This window comes from Micromonospora sp. NPDC003241, from assembly GCF_053589795.1.
This window is the reverse complement of the sequence record NZ_JBSFSO010000031.1, coordinates 17497-32383: the sequence shown is the minus strand read 5'-3', so window position 1 is coordinate 32383 and position 14887 is coordinate 17497. Positions and strand designations below refer to the sequence as shown.

General features: G+C 70.5%; 14 protein-coding genes. 12 read left to right on the top strand and 2 right to left on the bottom strand.

The features are described from left to right. Positions 1-49 precede the first annotated feature (49 nt). Complete coding sequence (locus tag ACWDVW_RS22465) at positions 50-673, bottom strand: CG0192-related protein (RefSeq protein ID WP_449952018.1); 624 nt, start codon at positions 671-673, stop codon at positions 50-52. A gap of 158 nt (positions 674-831) precedes the next feature. Between ACWDVW_RS22465 and ACWDVW_RS22460 the strand changes: the two genes are divergently transcribed. After that, positions 832-2460, top strand: a complete 1629-nt coding sequence (locus ACWDVW_RS22460) for a serine/threonine protein kinase (RefSeq protein ID WP_449952015.1) — start codon at positions 832-834, stop codon at positions 2458-2460. A 108-nt stretch (positions 2461-2568) separates the two neighbouring features. Here the strand turns inward: ACWDVW_RS22460 and ACWDVW_RS22455 are convergent, their stop codons facing one another. Next, complete coding sequence (locus ACWDVW_RS22455) at positions 2569-3327, bottom strand: FadR/GntR family transcriptional regulator (protein ID WP_396750601.1); 759 nt, start codon at positions 3325-3327, stop codon at positions 2569-2571. A gap of 248 nt (positions 3328-3575) precedes the next feature. Between ACWDVW_RS22455 and ACWDVW_RS22450 the strand changes: the two genes are divergently transcribed. The 11 genes from ACWDVW_RS22450 (at position 3576) to ACWDVW_RS22400 (ending at position 14842) form a co-directional block, all read left to right on the top strand. Continuing rightward, positions 3576-4757 (top strand): ABC transporter substrate-binding protein, encoded by a 1182-nt coding sequence (locus tag ACWDVW_RS22450; protein WP_449952012.1) that lies wholly within the window; start codon positions 3576-3578, stop codon positions 4755-4757. Between the two features lie 70 nt (positions 4758-4827). After that, positions 4828-5778, top strand: coding sequence for a carbohydrate ABC transporter permease (locus ACWDVW_RS22445; protein ID WP_350694482.1), 951 nt, complete (start codon positions 4828-4830; stop codon positions 5776-5778). Then, positions 5775-6590, top strand: coding sequence for a carbohydrate ABC transporter permease (locus ACWDVW_RS22440; RefSeq protein ID WP_449952009.1), 816 nt, complete (start codon positions 5775-5777; stop codon positions 6588-6590). The genes ACWDVW_RS22445 and ACWDVW_RS22440 overlap by 4 nt, the downstream gene beginning before the upstream one ends. A gap of 7 nt (positions 6591-6597) precedes the next feature. Next, a complete protein-coding gene (dgoD, locus tag ACWDVW_RS22435; RefSeq protein WP_396750594.1) occupies positions 6598-7746 on the top strand; it encodes a galactonate dehydratase in 1149 nt (382 codons plus the stop codon). Positions 7747-7748: 2 nt separating this feature from the next. Next, complete coding sequence (locus ACWDVW_RS22430) at positions 7749-8384, top strand: bifunctional 4-hydroxy-2-oxoglutarate aldolase/2-dehydro-3-deoxy-phosphogluconate aldolase (RefSeq protein WP_449952006.1); 636 nt, start codon at positions 7749-7751, stop codon at positions 8382-8384. Continuing rightward, positions 8381-9340, top strand: a complete 960-nt coding sequence (locus tag ACWDVW_RS22425; RefSeq protein ID WP_449952003.1) for a sugar kinase — start codon at positions 8381-8383, stop codon at positions 9338-9340. Before ACWDVW_RS22430 ends, ACWDVW_RS22425 begins: the two co-directional genes overlap by 4 nt. Positions 9341-9366: 26 nt before the next feature. Further along, a complete protein-coding gene (gene manD / locus ACWDVW_RS22420; RefSeq protein WP_449952000.1) occupies positions 9367-10596 on the top strand; it encodes a D-mannonate dehydratase ManD in 1230 nt (409 codons plus the stop codon). Continuing rightward, positions 10586-11152: a gluconokinase gene (locus ACWDVW_RS22415; protein WP_449951997.1), complete on the top strand. Its 567-nt coding sequence runs from the start codon at positions 10586-10588 to the stop codon at positions 11150-11152. The genes manD and ACWDVW_RS22415 overlap by 11 nt, the downstream gene beginning before the upstream one ends. Positions 11153-11420: 268 nt before the next feature. Next, positions 11421-12020: a hypothetical protein gene (locus ACWDVW_RS22410; protein ID WP_449951994.1), complete on the top strand. Its 600-nt coding sequence runs from the start codon at positions 11421-11423 to the stop codon at positions 12018-12020. Positions 12021-12158: 138 nt separating this feature from the next. Continuing rightward, the gene (locus ACWDVW_RS22405; protein ID WP_449951992.1) at positions 12159-13988 is read left to right on the top strand and encodes an AMP-dependent synthetase/ligase; all 1830 of its coding nucleotides are present in this window, start codon (positions 12159-12161) and stop codon (positions 13986-13988) included. A 284-nt stretch (positions 13989-14272) separates the two neighbouring features. Beyond that, complete coding sequence (locus ACWDVW_RS22400) at positions 14273-14842, top strand: hypothetical protein (protein ID WP_449951989.1); 570 nt, start codon at positions 14273-14275, stop codon at positions 14840-14842. Positions 14843-14887 lie beyond the last annotated feature (45 nt).

Genomic DNA, 14887 nt, shown 5'->3' with positions numbered 1-14887 from the left:
CTCGGTATGCAGTGGCGGCCGCTGGCTGGGGAAGCCGTATCGGCGGTGGTCAGCGCGGTGCGGCGTACGCCAGTGGTGCGCTCACGTCGTCCCAGGTGCCGATCAACGCGACCCCGGACGCCGTCGCGCCGGAGCCCGGACGGCGCACCACGGTCAGCTCGACGCCGTCCGTGACGATCACGGTCAGGTCGCCGTCCGCCACCGAACGCACCGCGCCGACCGGGGGCGCCTCGGCTGCCGGGGCGTCGCTGGCGATCTCCATGTTCGGTGGGCGGACCTGCCGCTCGCCGTCCTCCTCGAAGTACTCCTCGGCCTGACCGGCGTCGGCGAGCACCGCGTCGGCGAGTGCGGCGGCGTACACCGGGTCGCCGCAGGCGTCGTAGACCCACCGCCGGCCCAGCGCCGAGTGCTCCATCGTGCCGACCAACCACTCCTCCGCGCCGGCCAGCGGCTCGCCCCGATAGGTGAGCGGCACCTGGTGCACCGGGCCGGTGCCGACGCGTACCAGCAGCGTCTCGATCCCGACCTCACCGGCCGGATCGTCGAACCGGTACGCGCCCACGCGGACCACCTCGGCGTCGGCGTCCCCGCGATACCAGACGCGGCCGGGCAGCCACGTCGCCAACAGCTCGAGTTTGGTGGGGCGCAGTTCCGCCCGGTGCAGCAACGCCATGCCCGCATGGTACGGACGCGGGCTTCCGATCCCGCACTCACCGTTGGTCGTTTCGCTCAGGAGTGACGGTAGGGTGTCGAATCGACCTCCGAGTATCCGTAGGGGAAGATCATGCGCAGAACGGTTCCCGGGTCGGCCACGCACTGTGGAATGGGGACGTGAACCAGCCACTGCGCCCCAATGATCCGGTGCGGCTCGGCGGGTACGACCTGCTCGGCCGGCTCGGTGAGGGCGGGATGGGTGAGGTGTTCCTGGCCCGGAACGGGCAGGGCCGCCAGGTGGCGATCAAGATGATCCGCCCGGATCTCTCCGACGACAGCGAGTTCCGGGCCCGGTTCCGCAGCGAGGTGAACCAGGCTCGCCTGGTGCCGCCGTTCTGCACCGCCGAGGTGTTGGACGCCGACCCGGATCACGATCCGCCGTACCTGGTGGTGGAGTACGTCGACGGGCCGAGCCTCGCCCAGGTGATCCGGGCGCAGGGGCCACTCGGTGCGGGCGCTCTGCACAGCATGGCCGTCGGGGTGGCGACCGCGCTGGCCGCGATCCACGGCGCAGGGGTGATCCACCGGGACCTCAAGCCGGCCAACGTCCTGGTCGCGTTGGGCGGCATCAAGGTCATCGACTTCGGCCTCGCCCGGGCCTTCGAGGCGACCAGTCAGCACACCCGGACGAATCAGATGGTCGGCACCATCGCGTACATGGCACCGGAGCGGTTCGAGACCGGGCGTGACCGGACGGTCGGTCCGGCGGCGGACGTCTTCGCCTGGGGCGCGGTGGTCGCCTACGCGGCCACCGGGCGTACCCCGTTCGCCGGCGACTCGCCGGCCTCCACCGCGATGCGGATCCTCAGCCAGCCGCCGGATCTCACCGGCCTCGGCAGGCCGTTGCGCGGGTTGGTCGAGCGGGCGCTCGCGAAGGACCCGGCCGAGCGTCCCACCGCCCGGGCACTGCTCGACGAACTGTTGACGACGGCACCGTCGTCGCGCGAGGCCGACCGCATGCTGGCCGCCGCGGCGTCGGCATCCGCCGGCTCGGCCGAGGTCTCGTCGGTGTCGGCGGTGAACGGCAGTGGAACGCCCGGTCGCGGGAGCGACGCCCCGATGTCCCTGGAGCCGGTGTCCGACGGCCGGGTGAGGAAGCGGCGGAGCCGGCTGGTGCTGGTCGCCACGGTGGTCGCGGCGGCGCTGCTGGTGCCGGCCGTGCTGGTCGGCCCGCGTCTGGTGCGTGGCGTCCTCGATGGTGCCGCGACCCCCACCGGGCCGTCCGTCTCGCGGAGTCTGGACCCGGTGCCCGCCGGATCGGCTAGGCCGAGGACGTCGCTGGATCCCGTCGAGGCCGCCCTGGGCATTCTCAACGGGCAGCGTCGCACCCTGCTGCATGTGGCGGAGATCGACCGTGACCTGTCGGTGGACGGCGACGGCAGGGTCCACGTCGGTGACGGCACCGGGCCGGACGCCGTCTTCGTCCTTCAGCCGTTCGGCGTCGACTACATGATCAAATCCTTGAATCCCGAGATCGCACACCGGCCCTGCCTCGGGGTGAAACGCCAACCGAGCACGTCCTCCTCACTGGTGGGCGCCGATTGTGTGGCGACTCAGGCGACGCTGTTCAGCATCAGGCCCCTCGAGGAGAGCAGGGACGACCAGGGTCGCCCCACCCACGTGCTGTACAACGAGGAGCACGGCTTCGTGCAGTGGAGCCGCAGCCGCAAGGTGATCTACGTGGAGTTCATCGGGAACGGCGAGGTCGACACCACGTTCAGCCTGGTCGACCGCGGGGCCGTCTGATCCGACCATCCTGCCGGCCGGCCCGGACCGGCCGGCGCGGTAGGCGTGGCCACGTCGACCCGGGGCGGATCGGGTGGACCGCGCTGCCCCGGGTCGGTCCCGATCCCGTCAGGCCGGCTCGGTGGTGCGCTGCTCCCAGATCGAGGACATCTCCTCGAACGCGTGCTCCATGATCTGCACCATCGCCTCGCGCGCGGTCTCGCCGTCGTGGCGCTGGATCGACTGGGCGACGTCCGCGTGCAGTTGCAGTGCCTGCTCGTGGGGGTAGTGCGGCATCAGGTGGTAGTGGTGGCGTCCGATGAGGACCTCGGCGACCAGGTCCTGGAGCTTGACGAACATCTCGTTGCCGGAGGCGCGCAGCACCCGCTGGTGGAACTCGATGTCGAGGTCGAGGAAGCGCTTCTCGTCCCCGGCCTTGCCGGCGGCCCACAGCTTGGCGGCGAGGCCCACCAGGTCGCTGGCCTCGTCGTGGTCGACCCGGTGGGCGGCGAGCCAGGCGGCGTGCGGCTCCACCGCGGTCCGCAGCTCGGTGATCGACCGGATCTGGGCGATGCGGCCGACGGAGGCGAGTCGCCAGCGGATCACTTGGGGATCGAAGACGTTCCAGTGGTGGGCCGGACGGATCATGACGCCGACCCGGCGGCGGGTCTCGATGAAGCCCATCGACGCCAGCACCCGGAGGACCTCCCGGATCACCGAGCGGGACACGGCGTAGCGGTCCACCAGGTCGTCGATGTTGAGCACCGCTCCGGAGGTCAGCTCACCGCCGCAGATGGCCGTACCGAGGTGGTCGAGGACACGGCCGTGCAGCCCGTTCTCGGTCCGGGTGGTTTGGGCGGGTGTCACCCCGGGTGAGGGAACCTTCACGGCTCGGATCATATCAGTTAGGTCTCCCCCTTGTATAAGTCTGCTTTTTCGGCCTAACATCCGGACGTTAAGCGGATGTAACAGCCCGAGGTCGCGCCCGTCCCCCCGAGGCGTCGGCCAGGACAGAAGGAGAGACGGACGTGGGACGTCGATCAATAGTTGGGACATCTCTGGCGGTCGTGGCCGCCATGACCCTCTCCGCCTGTGGCGGTGGTGGTGAAGACAGCGGCGCGTCGGACACCGTGCGCGTGACGCTGGTCAACCACGTCTGGACCGAGAACATCCGGAAGGCGCTGCCCGAGTTCGAGCAGCAGACCGGTCTCAAGGTCGAGGTCACCCAGCTCGGTGAGGACCAGCTGTCGGACCAGTACAACGTGAAGCTCAACGCCGGCTCGGACGACATCGACGTGATGATGTACCGGCCGCTGCAGGAAGGCCGGCTGTTCGCCAAGAACGGGTACCTGGCCGACCTGACCGACAAGGCCAAGGACAGCTCGGAATTCGACTTCGCCGACTTCCAGGACGCCCCGGTGAGCGCCACCACCTACGAGGAGAAGGTGGTGGGCATCCCGATCATCACCGAGCAGCAGGTGCTCTACTACCGCAAGGACCTGCTGGAGAAGTCCGGCTTCAGCGCCCCGCCGCAGACGCTCGACGAGCTCAAGGCGCAGGCGACCAAGATCCAGGCGGACAACCCGGGCGTGGCCGGCTTCGTGGCCCGGACCGGTAAGGCCGCCGCCGTCACCCAGTTCTCCAGCTTCCTCTACAGCTTCGGCGGCGACTTCGTCGACGAGGCCGGCAACTCCGCCGTCAACAGCGAGGCCGCCAAGCAGGCGTACGCCTTCTACGGCGGGCTGCTGCGCGAGCAGGGTCCGGCCAACATCAGCACCGACATGAGCTGGTCCGAGGCGATGGCCATCTTCACCCAGGGCCAGGCCGCCTTCTACCCGGAGGCCAACTCTCTCTACGCGAACGCCACCGACCCGAGCAAGTCGCGGGTCTCCGAGAACGTCGGGTTCGCACCGTTCCCGGCCGGTCCGGCCGGCTCCAAGCCGTACAACATCCCCTCGTGGGGCCTGGCGATCAACGAGGCCTCGGGCAACCAGACCAACGCCTGGAAGTTCATCGAGTGGGCGGCCGGCAAGGAGCAGTCGCTGGAGCAGCAGAAGGCCGGCACCCCCGGCGCCCGCGCCTCCGTCTTCGAGAACCCGGAGGGCACCTCGACCTACCCGGAGGACATGGCGCAGGCGATCACCGTGAGCCTCGCCAACGGCGTGGGTCACGACCGGCCCGTGGTCGAGCGCGTGGCGCAGGCCCGGGAGATCGTCGGTCAGCCGATCGTGGACGCCATCACCGGTCGGGACGCCGCCGCCTCGGCGGACACCGCCCACGAGGCGTTCCAGAAGTTCCTGGACGACGAGGCCCGCTAGGTCCGAGCGCGGGGGTGGTGGGGCCGATCGCCCCGCCACCCCCGCCCGGCCTTCCCATCACGGAGATCTGATGTCAGCAGTCAGCGCCCCCGAGCGGGCGACCAGTAGCGCCTCTGTCATGCCCGACACGCCCGGTTGGGCGCGTTGGGCCAACGACCATCGCAAGTGGCTCTTCGCGGCCCCGGCCATGGCCTTCGTCGCCGCGCTGATCATCTTCCCGCTCGCCTGGACGGCGTACCTCAGCCTCACCGACTCCTCGGGGTCGGTCCGCGCCGAGTCGGAGTTCATCGGTTTCCGGAACTACGTCGACGTCCTCACCGACACCGACCGGTTCTGGCCCGCCGTCGCGCGTACCGGTGCCTTCACCGGCGTCGCGTTGCTCGTCGAGGTCGTGCTCGGCATGGCGATCGCCCTGCTGCTGTGGCGGCCGTTCCGGGGCGAGAAGTGGGTCCGCGTCGCCATCCTGCTACCGCTGGTGGCCACCCCGGTCGCGGTCGGCATGATGTGGCGGCTCATCTTCGACCCGAACATCGGTCTGGCCAACCAGGCGCTCGGCTGGGTCGGCATCGGCCCGCAGCCGTGGCTCGCCGGTCAGCACACCGCGCTGCCCACCACGATCTTCATCGACATCTGGCAGTGGACGCCGATGGTCGTGCTGATCCTGCTCGCCGGGCTCACCTCGCTCTCCGACGAGCCGCAGGAAGCCGCGATGATCGACGGCGCCAGCGCCTGGCAGCGCTTCCGGCACGTCACCCTGCCGCTGCTGATGCCCACCGTGATCGTCGCGGTGCTGCTGCGCGGTATCGACGCGCTGAAGACCTTCGACATCCTGTACGCCACCAAGGGGCGCGGCGGTGGTTCGTTCAACGAGGTCGAGACGCTCAACGTGTACGCGTACGGCCTGAGCTTCGACTACAACGAGTACGGCCTGTCGTCGACCGTGTTGATCCTGTTCTTCCTGCTCATCATCGCCCTGATGTGGGTCCTCACCGCGCGCAAGAAGAAGGAGGAGGGCCGATGAAACCGGGCAAGGGTTTCAAGATCTTCCGCGTGGTCGCGCTGATCGTCGTGGTGCTGTCGCTGGTGGCGCCGCTGATCTGGATGGTCGCCGCCTCGTTCAAGACCAACGTCGACATCTACGACTCCAGCAAGGCACTGGTCTTCACGCCCACGCTGGACAACTACAGCACCGTCCTACAGCAGGCCAACTACGTCCAGTTCATCGTCAACAGCCTCTGGGTGGCGTTCGCGGCGACGACGCTGTCGTTGCTGCTGGGCGTGCCGGCGGCGTACTCGATGAGCCGCTTCAACATGAAGAAGTCGGCGCTGGTCGTGCTGATGGCCCGGATCATCCCCGGCGTCTCGCTGCTGGTGCCCTGGTACTACGTCTTCTCGAACCTGCGCATGGTCGGCGGCTTCAGCGTGCTGATCCTGAGCCACATGTTCGTCTCGCTGCCGCTCATCGTCTACATCATGATGGGCTACTTCGACGGCCTGCCGGAGGAGTTGGAGGAGGCCGCGCTGGTCGACGGGCTCACCCCGATCGGCGCGTTCCGGCGGATCACCCTGCCGCTGTCCGTCCCGGGCATCGCCACCGCCGGCATCCTGTCCTTCATCTTCTCCTGGAACAACTTCATGTTCGCGCTGGTGCTCTCCGGTGCGAGCACGAAGACCCTGCCGGTGGCGATCTTCGACTTCGTCGGATACGCCAGCATCGACTGGGGCGGCCTGATGGCGGCGACCACGGTGGTCACCCTGCCGATCATGCTGATCGCCCTGTTCGTGCAGAAGTACGTGGTCTCCGGTCTCACCGCCGGTGCGACGAAGGGCTGACCCGATCATGACCACCATTGCCCGCGTCGAGACCTTCCTCGTCGCACCCCGCTGGCTGTTCGTGCGGGTGGAGACCACCGACGGCCTCGTCGGCTGGGGCGAGGCCACCTGCGAGGGCCGCTCGGAGACCGTCCGCACCGCCGTCGAGCAGCTCTCCGAGCTGCTCGTCGGGCAGGACGCGCTGCGCATCGAGGACCACTGGCAGGTGATGACCAAGGGCTCCTTCTATCGCGGCGGGGCGATCCTGGCCAGCGCCGTCGCCGGCCTGGACCAGGCGCTGTGGGACATCGCCGGCAAGCGGTACGGTGCGCCCGTGCACCAGTTGCTCGGTGGGCCCGTCCGGGACCGGATCCGGGTCTACGGCTGGGTCGGCGGTGACGAACCGAACGAGGTCCGGGACCACATCGCCGCCCGGGTCGAGTCCGGCCTGACCGCGGTCAAGATGAACGCGTCCGGGCGGATGAGCCCGCTCGCCTCCGTCGCCGAACTCGACGCGGTGGTGCAGCGGGTCGCCGCCGCCCGGGAGGTGCTCGGCGACGAGCGGGACGTGGCCGTGGACTTCCACGGCCGGTTCACCCTGGCCAACGCCCGCCGGGTCGCGCCGCTGCTGGAGCCGTTCCGGCCGCTGTTCCTGGAGGAGCCGGTGGTGCCGGAGAACTCCCACCTGATCGGTGAGTTCGTCCGCTCCACCAGCACGCCGGTCTCCACCGGGGAGCGGCTGTACAACCGGCAGGAGTTCCTGCCGGTGCTCCAGGCCGGTATCGCGGTCGCCCAGCCGGACCTCGCGCACGCCGGTGGCATCACCGAGGTACGCAAGATCGCCGCGCTGGCCGAGACGTTCGACGTGCAGCTCGCCCCGCACTGCCCGCTCGGGCCGATCGCGCTGGCCGCCTGCCTCCAGGTCGGCTTCGCCACGCCGAACTACCTGATCCAGGAGCAGAGCATCGGCATCCACTACAACCTCGGCGCCGAGGTGCTGGACTACTGCGTCGACCAGCAGCCGCTGACCTTCGTCGACGGGTACGTGCAGCGGCTCACCGCACCGGGGCTGGGCATCGAGATCGACGAGCAGGCGGTGCGGGCGGCCGACAAGCGCGGCCACGCCTGGCGCAGCCCGATGTTCCGGCACCCCGACGGCTCGTACGCGGAGTGGTGACCATGACCTTCGATCTCACCGCCGAACTCACCCGATCCCGGGTGCTGGCCATCATCCGGGGCACCGACACCGCCGCCGCCATCGCCGCCGGCACGGCCCTGCTGGCCGAGGGCGTCCGCGCGGTGGAGGTGGCGCTGACCACCCCGAACGCGCTCGATGCCATCGCGGCCATCCGGGCCGACGCGCCGGCCGACACGTTCGTCGGCGCCGGCACGGTGCTCACCGTGGCCGACGTGGCCGACGTGGCGGCGGCCGGCGCGCAGTTCGTGGTGACGCCGGCCGTGGTCGAGTCGGTCGCCGAGGCGGCCCGGCGGGGCCTGCCGGTGGCGGCCGGCGCGCTGAGCCCGACCGAGGCGTACACGGCGGTGCGGTCGGGGGCGAGCGTGGTCAAGCTCTTCCCGGCCTCGGTCGGCGGACCCGGGTACCTCAAGGCACTCCGTGACCCGTTCCCGGACATCCCGTTCGTCGCGGTCGGCGGGGTCGGCCTGGCCGAGATGCCCGGCTACCTGGCGGTCGGCGCGATCGCCGTCGGCGTCGGCGGCCCGCTGGTGGGCGACGCCGCCTCCGGCGGAGACCTCGACGCGCTCCGCGACCGCGCCCGCCGCTACCTCGACGCGGTGCGCGGAGAGACGGCATGAGCGAGCCTCGGCGGGATCTGCTCACCATCGGTGAGGCGCTCGTGTCGTTGCGGTCGTCCGGCCCGCTGGCGGCCGGCGGACCGTTGACCATGCACCTGGCCGGTGCCGAGTCCAACGTGGCCATCGGGGTGGCGCGGCTCGGTCACCGGGCGGCCTGGGCCGGTCGGATCAGCGACGACGAGCTGGGCGAGTTCGTGCTGCGGCAGTTGCGCGCCGAGGGCGTCGACACCACCGACGTACGGCGGGACCCGCAGCGCCCGCCCGGGGTGATGTTCCTGGAGCGGCGGACCGCCGACGTGTCCCGGGTGCGTTACCTCCGGGCCGGTTCGGCGGGCGCGGCGCTCGACGTCGACGACCTGCGTGCTCCGCTCGCCGCCGGGGCCCGCCTGCTGCACCTGAGCGGGATCACCCCGGCCCTGTCCGAGGGCGCGCGGGCTGCGGCGAGTTGGGCGGTCCGCACTGCGGCCGAGTCCGACATCGCGGTCAGCCTGGACGTCAACTACCGGGCCGGGCTGTGGTCCCGGGAGGAGGCTCGGGCGACCCTGACCCCGCTGGCCGGGTACGCCTCGGTCGTGGTGGCCTCCACCGACGAGCTGGACCTGGTCGCCGAGGCCGGGGCCGACGAGCGTGACGCCGCCGCCGACCTGCTCCGGCGGGGCGTGTCGACGGTGCTGGTCAAGCTCGGTGCCGACGGCGTCCGCGCCTGGACCGTCGACGGAGTGGAGCACGTGCCGGCGGTGCCGGTCACCGCCGTCGACACCGTCGGTGCGGGTGACGCGTTCACCGCCGGCTACCTCTCCGGGCACCTGGACGGGCTGGACCTGACCGACCGGCTCCGGCGCGCGGTGGCGCTCGGGGCGTTCGCGGTCGCCGGACACGGCGACTGGGAGGGCCTACCCCGCCGCGACGAGTTGTCCCTGATCACCGGCAACGCCGCCGGCACCACCCTTCGCTGAGCATCACCTGCGAGAAAGGCACCCTCGTGAAGATCGTCGCTGCAGACGTCATCGTCTCCAGTCCGGACCGCAACTTCGTCACCTTGAAGATCACAACCGAGGATGGCATCACCGGCCTGGGCGACGGCACACTCAACGGGCGTGAACTCTCGGTCGCCTCGTACCTGCGCGACCACGTCGTCCCGCTGCTGATCGGCCGGGACGCGCACCGCATCGAGGACGCCTGGCAGTTCCTCTACCGCTCGGCGTACTGGCGGCGGGGACCGGTGACCATGGCCGCCATCGCCGCGGTGGACGTGGCGCTCTGGGACATCAAGGCCAAGGCCGCCGGGATGCCGCTCTACCAGCTGCTCGGTGGCGCGTCCCGCACCGGCATCATGGCGTACGGGCACGCCTCGGGGCGGGACCTGCCGGAGCTGTTCGACTCGATCCGCGCGCACCTCGACCAGGGCTACCGGTCGATCCGGGTGCAGACGTCGGTGCCCGGCATCAACGCCGTGTACGGGGTCGCCGCGCAACCCAGCACCGACGGCAAGCGCTACGACTACGAGCCGGCCCAGCGCACCCCGCTGCCGGCCGAGGAGGACTGGGACACCCGCGCGTACATGCGTCACCTGCCCGGTGTCTTCGAGGCGGTCCGTGGCGAGTTCGGCCCGGAGCTGCCGCTGCTGCACGACGGCCACCACCGGATGACGCCGATCCAGGCCGCCAAGCTGGGCAAGGCGCTGGAGCCGTACGACCTGTTCTGGCTGGAGGACTGCACCCCGGCGGAGAACCAGGAGGCGCTGCGGCTGGTGCGTCACCACACCACCACGCCGCTGGCCATCGGCGAGATCTTCAACACGGTGTGGGACTACCAGACCCTGATCCGGGAGCAGCTCATCGACTACGTGCGCTCCGCCGTCACCCACACCGGTGGCATCACGGCGATGCGCAAGCTGCTCGACTTCGCCGCGCAGTACCAGATCAAGTCCGGTATCCACGGCCCGACCGACATCTCGCCGGTCGGCATGGCCGCCGCGCTGCACCTGGACCTGGCCATCCACAACTTCGGCATCCAGGAGTACATGCGTCACGGCCCGCTTACCAACGAGGTGTTCCGCCAGTCGTTCACCTTCGCCGACGGCTACCTGCACCCGGGCGAGCAGCCGGGCATCGGTGTCGAACTCGACGAGGAGGCCGCCGCGCGGTTCCCGTACCAGCCGGCCTATCTGCCGTTCAACCGGCTGATGGACGGCACGGTCCATGACTGGTGACTCACCGACCCGGCACATCGTGGTGATGGGGGTGTCGGGCGCGGGCAAGACCACCGTGGCCCAGGGCGTCGCCGCGCTGACCGGGCTGGTGTTCGCCGAGGCCGACGAGTTCCACTCCGAGGCCAACGTGGCGCGGATGCGGGCGGGCGTACCGCTCGACGACGACGCCCGGTGGCCGTGGCTGCGGGCCCTGGCCGGGTGGATGGCCGACCGGCACCGGGAGGGCGTGTCGACGGTGCTGGCCTGCTCGGCGTTGAAGCGTTCCTACCGCGACGTGCTGCGGCAGGGCCCGCCGAGCGTCGACTTCGTGCACCTGGACGGCCCGACCGAGACGATCCGGCAACGGATGTCGCTGCGGGCCGGCCACTACATGCCGGCGAGTCTGCTGGACTCGCAGACCGCGACGTTGGAACCGCTCTGGCGCGACGAGCGCGGCGTGGTGCTCGACCTGCAACTGACCACCGGGGACCTGATCGAGGCGGCGGTACGGCGACTCGGCCTACCGGTGCGTGACCTGGCCGCCGGCGTACCCGCGGTGGCCGAGCCTCCGGCGTAACCCGTCGGACGGCGCGTGGGGGGCGGTGGTCCCGGCTTGTCCCGGTCGGGCCACCGCCGTCCGCGTCTGCACCCGCCATTGATACCGATCGTCACCGTTCGACTGGCTGCGACCGATTCGACGCGCTCTGTTGCTTCGTGCACATGCCGAGTGATCAAGCCGATGGCTACTAGATCGGTCGGCCTCCATACTCGTCGTAATTCTCTCGGCTTGGAGGCCCGTGATGTCTGTCGGTCGCATAGCACGACAAGCCCGGCGTATCGGTGCGGTGACCGTTCTCATCCTGCTCTCCACACTGGCGATCGCGACCCCGGCCCGGGCCGATCTGATCTGGCCGCCGCGCGGCTGGTGCGGGCCGAACACCACCGGTGGCCCGTGGTACGAGATCCTCGCCTCCGAGGTGAACCCGACGCTGACCCATTTCATGAGCCTGAACATCGCCCCGGGCACGACCGGTGAGCGGACCGAGACCCTGACCAAGGTCAGTTCGGTGAGTACGACCATCGGTGGCAGTGTCGAGGTGAGCAGCTCCGCCGGTGCGATCTTCACGAAGGTCTCGGTCAAGGTCGGATTCTCCGTGCAGAACACCAGAGCCAGTACGGACACCGAGACGACGAGCATGCGCTGGAGCTTCAACGAGCCCGGCTACTACGGCCTCTACAAGGGCACCCGGGCCGTCTCCGGTGAGTACACCTGGTTCAGGTGTCTCCGTCACGTCGGTCCGCTGGGTGTGCAATACATCGTCGTACGCGAGGGCACGCAGACGTACACGACCTTCGACAACATCGAGGTCGGCACCGTCCGCTGCGGCGACGTCGTACCGATGGGCACCCTGCGCTTCAAGGCGCGCCTGCAACTGGGGTGCTGACGCCCTCGGGTCGCCCTGACGGAACCGGCCCTACCACCGGTCGGGTGACGCCGGACGGGTTTTTCGGGTTCCCGGGACCGCGCTCGCGTCGCAGGGCCACCATCAGCCGGACGGGGACGCGACGGCAGGTGGGCGGACGTGCGGGAGACAGCGGTTGATCCGATCGTCGGCGGCGAGGACGGCAGCCTGGCCGACCGGGTGTGGCACAACGCGGCGGAGGACCCGGACGCCGTGCAGTTCGTACGCCCCGACCCGGATCCGCGCTCGTGGCCGGTGCGGCGCTCCGGGCGCGGCGGCCCGCTGCCGGTGACCTGCCGGCAGTTCCGCGACGACGTGTCGGCGCTGGCCCGGGGCTTCCTCGCGGTCGGCATCGCGCACGGCGACCGGGTAGGGCTGCTCAGCCGGACCCGGTACGAGTGGACCGTGGTCGACTACGCGCTCTGGTCCATCGGCGCGGTCACCGTGCCGATCTACGACACCTCCAGCACCGACCAGATCCGCTGGATCCTGAGCAACTCCGGTGCGGTCGGCTGCGTGGTGGAGACCGCGGACCACGCCGCCACGGTGACCGGACTGCGGCCGGACCTGCCCGAGCTGCACCAGACCTGGCGCATCGACGCGGGTGACCTGATCACGTTGACGGCCCAGGGCCGCGCCGTCGAGGCCGACGAGGTGGACCGCCGCCGCGCGGCGGTGACCGGCCGGGACATCGCCACGATCGTCTATACCAGCGGCACCACCGGCGCGCCGAAGGGCTGCGTGCTGACCCACTGCAACATCTCCACCGACATCGGCAACGCCACCGCCGTACTGCCCGAACTGCTGCACCCCGGCGCGTCGACGCTGCTGTTCCTGCCGCTGGCGCACGCCTTCGCCCGGCTGATCCAGGTCGGCATGGTGCACAGCCGGGCCACCATGGTGCACAGCGCCGACATGTCCGGCGTGCTCGACCAACTCCGCCGCTTCCGGCCCACGTTCATCCTCACCGTGCCCCGGATGTTCGAGAAGATGTACGACCAGGCCCGGCAAACGGCGCAGGACGGTCACCGGGGCGTGCTGTTCACCCTCGCCGAGAAGGTGGCCGTTCGGTACAGCCGGGCCCTGGACCACTCGGGCGGGCCCGGACTGCCGCTGCGCCTGGCCCACCTGGTGTTCGACCTCGTCGCGTACCGCCGGCTGCGGGCCACCCTCGGCGGGCGGTGCCGGATGGCGATCGTCGGCGGGGCGCCGCTGGGGGAGCGGCTCGGACACTTCTTCCGGGGCGCGGGCATCACCGTGCTGGAGGGGTACGGGCTGACGGAGACCTCCCCGGCCCTCGCGGCCAACCTGCCGACCGCGATCCGGATCGGCACGGTCGGTCGGCCGCTGCCCGGGGTGCGCGTCCGCATCGCCGACGACGGGGAGATCCACGTTCGCGGCGAGGTGGTGTTCCCGGGGTACTGGAACAATCCCGAGGCCACCCGGGAGGCGAAGACCGACGACGGCTGGCTGCGCACCGGTGACCTCGGCCGGCTCGACGACGACGGTTACCTGCGTATCACCGGCCGCACGAAGGAGATCATGGTGACCGCGGCGGGCAAGAACGTCGCGCCCGCGCCGATCGAGGAACTCATCCGCGCGCATCCGCTGGTCAGCCAGTCGATGCTGGTCGGCGACGGTCGCCCGTACGTCTCCGCGCTGGTCACGGTCGACCCGCAGGCGTGGCTCCGGTGGCGGGACAGCCACGGGCACTCCGGCGCCTCGCTGGCGTCCCTGCGCGACGACCCGCGCCTGCGCGGCGAGATCCAGCACGCCATCGACAAGGCCAACCGCACGGTCTCCCGCGCCGAACAGGTCAAGACCTTCCGCATCCTGGTCCGGGACCTGACCGAGGCCGACGGCGAGCTGACCCCCACCCTCAAGATCAAAAGGAACGCCGTCGAGTCCCACTTCGCCGACGACATAGCCGCCCTCTACCCCCAGCCCTGACCCACCCCACCCCCAGCCCTCCACCCACCCCCGCCCCCAACCCCACCCCCAACCCCGCTCTCGCCTCGTTGATCAAGGAGTTTGGGTCCTGTCTCCTCGTGGATCGTGACCCAAACTCCTTGATCAACCCGGACGGGGGTGGGGTGGGGTGGGGGTGGGAGGGGAGAGGGGGTGGAGGGGGGAGTTGTCAAGCGGCGGATGGACGGATTCGGTGTCGGTATCTGACAGCCGGATGATCGTTTTCGGCCTACGGTTCACGCACCCGCTGCCCCGGAGGAACCAGAGTGTGCGTCGACACGGCCATCCGCGCCGAGATCAGAGTCTCCATCCAGGACCGTCGTGCGACCGACCGGGCCGCCGGTCACCTCGCCGCCGGTGTGTTGATCGACGGCGACCAGGTGCTCGTACCCGACCCGCCGAAGCTGCTGCTCGACCCGCACGCCGACCTCGAGGTCGTGATCTTCCCCGCCGGACTGGCCGAACACCTGCCGGTCGAGGTGGCGCCGGTGTGGAAGTGGCGGCGGTTCGGGCTGACCGACCGGGCGCCGCTGGCGCTCGTCGCCGCCCTCGGCCGGACCTCCGGCTATCGCACGCAGGTCGGTGCCGCCGACCCGGCCGCCCTGGCCGAGGCGATCGAGGCCGCCGGTGGTGACCTGTGGGAGGCGCTGCGTCGGCAGGAGATCGTCCGGGACGACATCCACCTGATCGACGAGGATCTGCTCCGTCGGGCCGGTGAGCTGGAGCAGGCCCAACGCGAGCCGCGCCGCGCCGAGCACCGGTTCGACTCGCTGCGGGAAATGACCGGCGGCTTCTGCATCCTGTTCTGCTTCTGCCAGCCGCACGGCCCCCGATGACCACCCCACCCAGACCTCCGACCGCCACCGGGTCCCCGCCCACGC

Bases quoted from the DNA above. Each gene is read 5' to 3' on its own strand.
- ACWDVW_RS22465 (WP_449952018.1), bottom strand. From the start codon at position 673: ATGGCGTTGCTGCACCGGGCGGAACTGCGCCCCACCAAACTCGAGCTG.
- ACWDVW_RS22425 (WP_449952003.1), top strand. From the start codon at position 8,381: ATGAGCGAGCCTCGGCGGGATCTGCTCACCATCGGTGAGGCGCTCGTG.
- ACWDVW_RS22445 (WP_350694482.1), top strand. From the start codon at position 4,828: ATGTCAGCAGTCAGCGCCCCCGAGCGGGCGACCAGTAGCGCCTCTGTC.
- dgoD (WP_396750594.1), top strand. From the start codon at position 6,598: ATGACCACCATTGCCCGCGTCGAGACCTTCCTCGTCGCACCCCGCTGG.
- ACWDVW_RS22415 (WP_449951997.1), top strand. From the start codon at position 10,586: ATGACTGGTGACTCACCGACCCGGCACATCGTGGTGATGGGGGTGTCG.
- ACWDVW_RS22430 (WP_449952006.1), top strand. From the start codon at position 7,749: ATGACCTTCGATCTCACCGCCGAACTCACCCGATCCCGGGTGCTGGCC.
- ACWDVW_RS22440 (WP_449952009.1), top strand. From the start codon at position 5,775: ATGAAACCGGGCAAGGGTTTCAAGATCTTCCGCGTGGTCGCGCTGATC.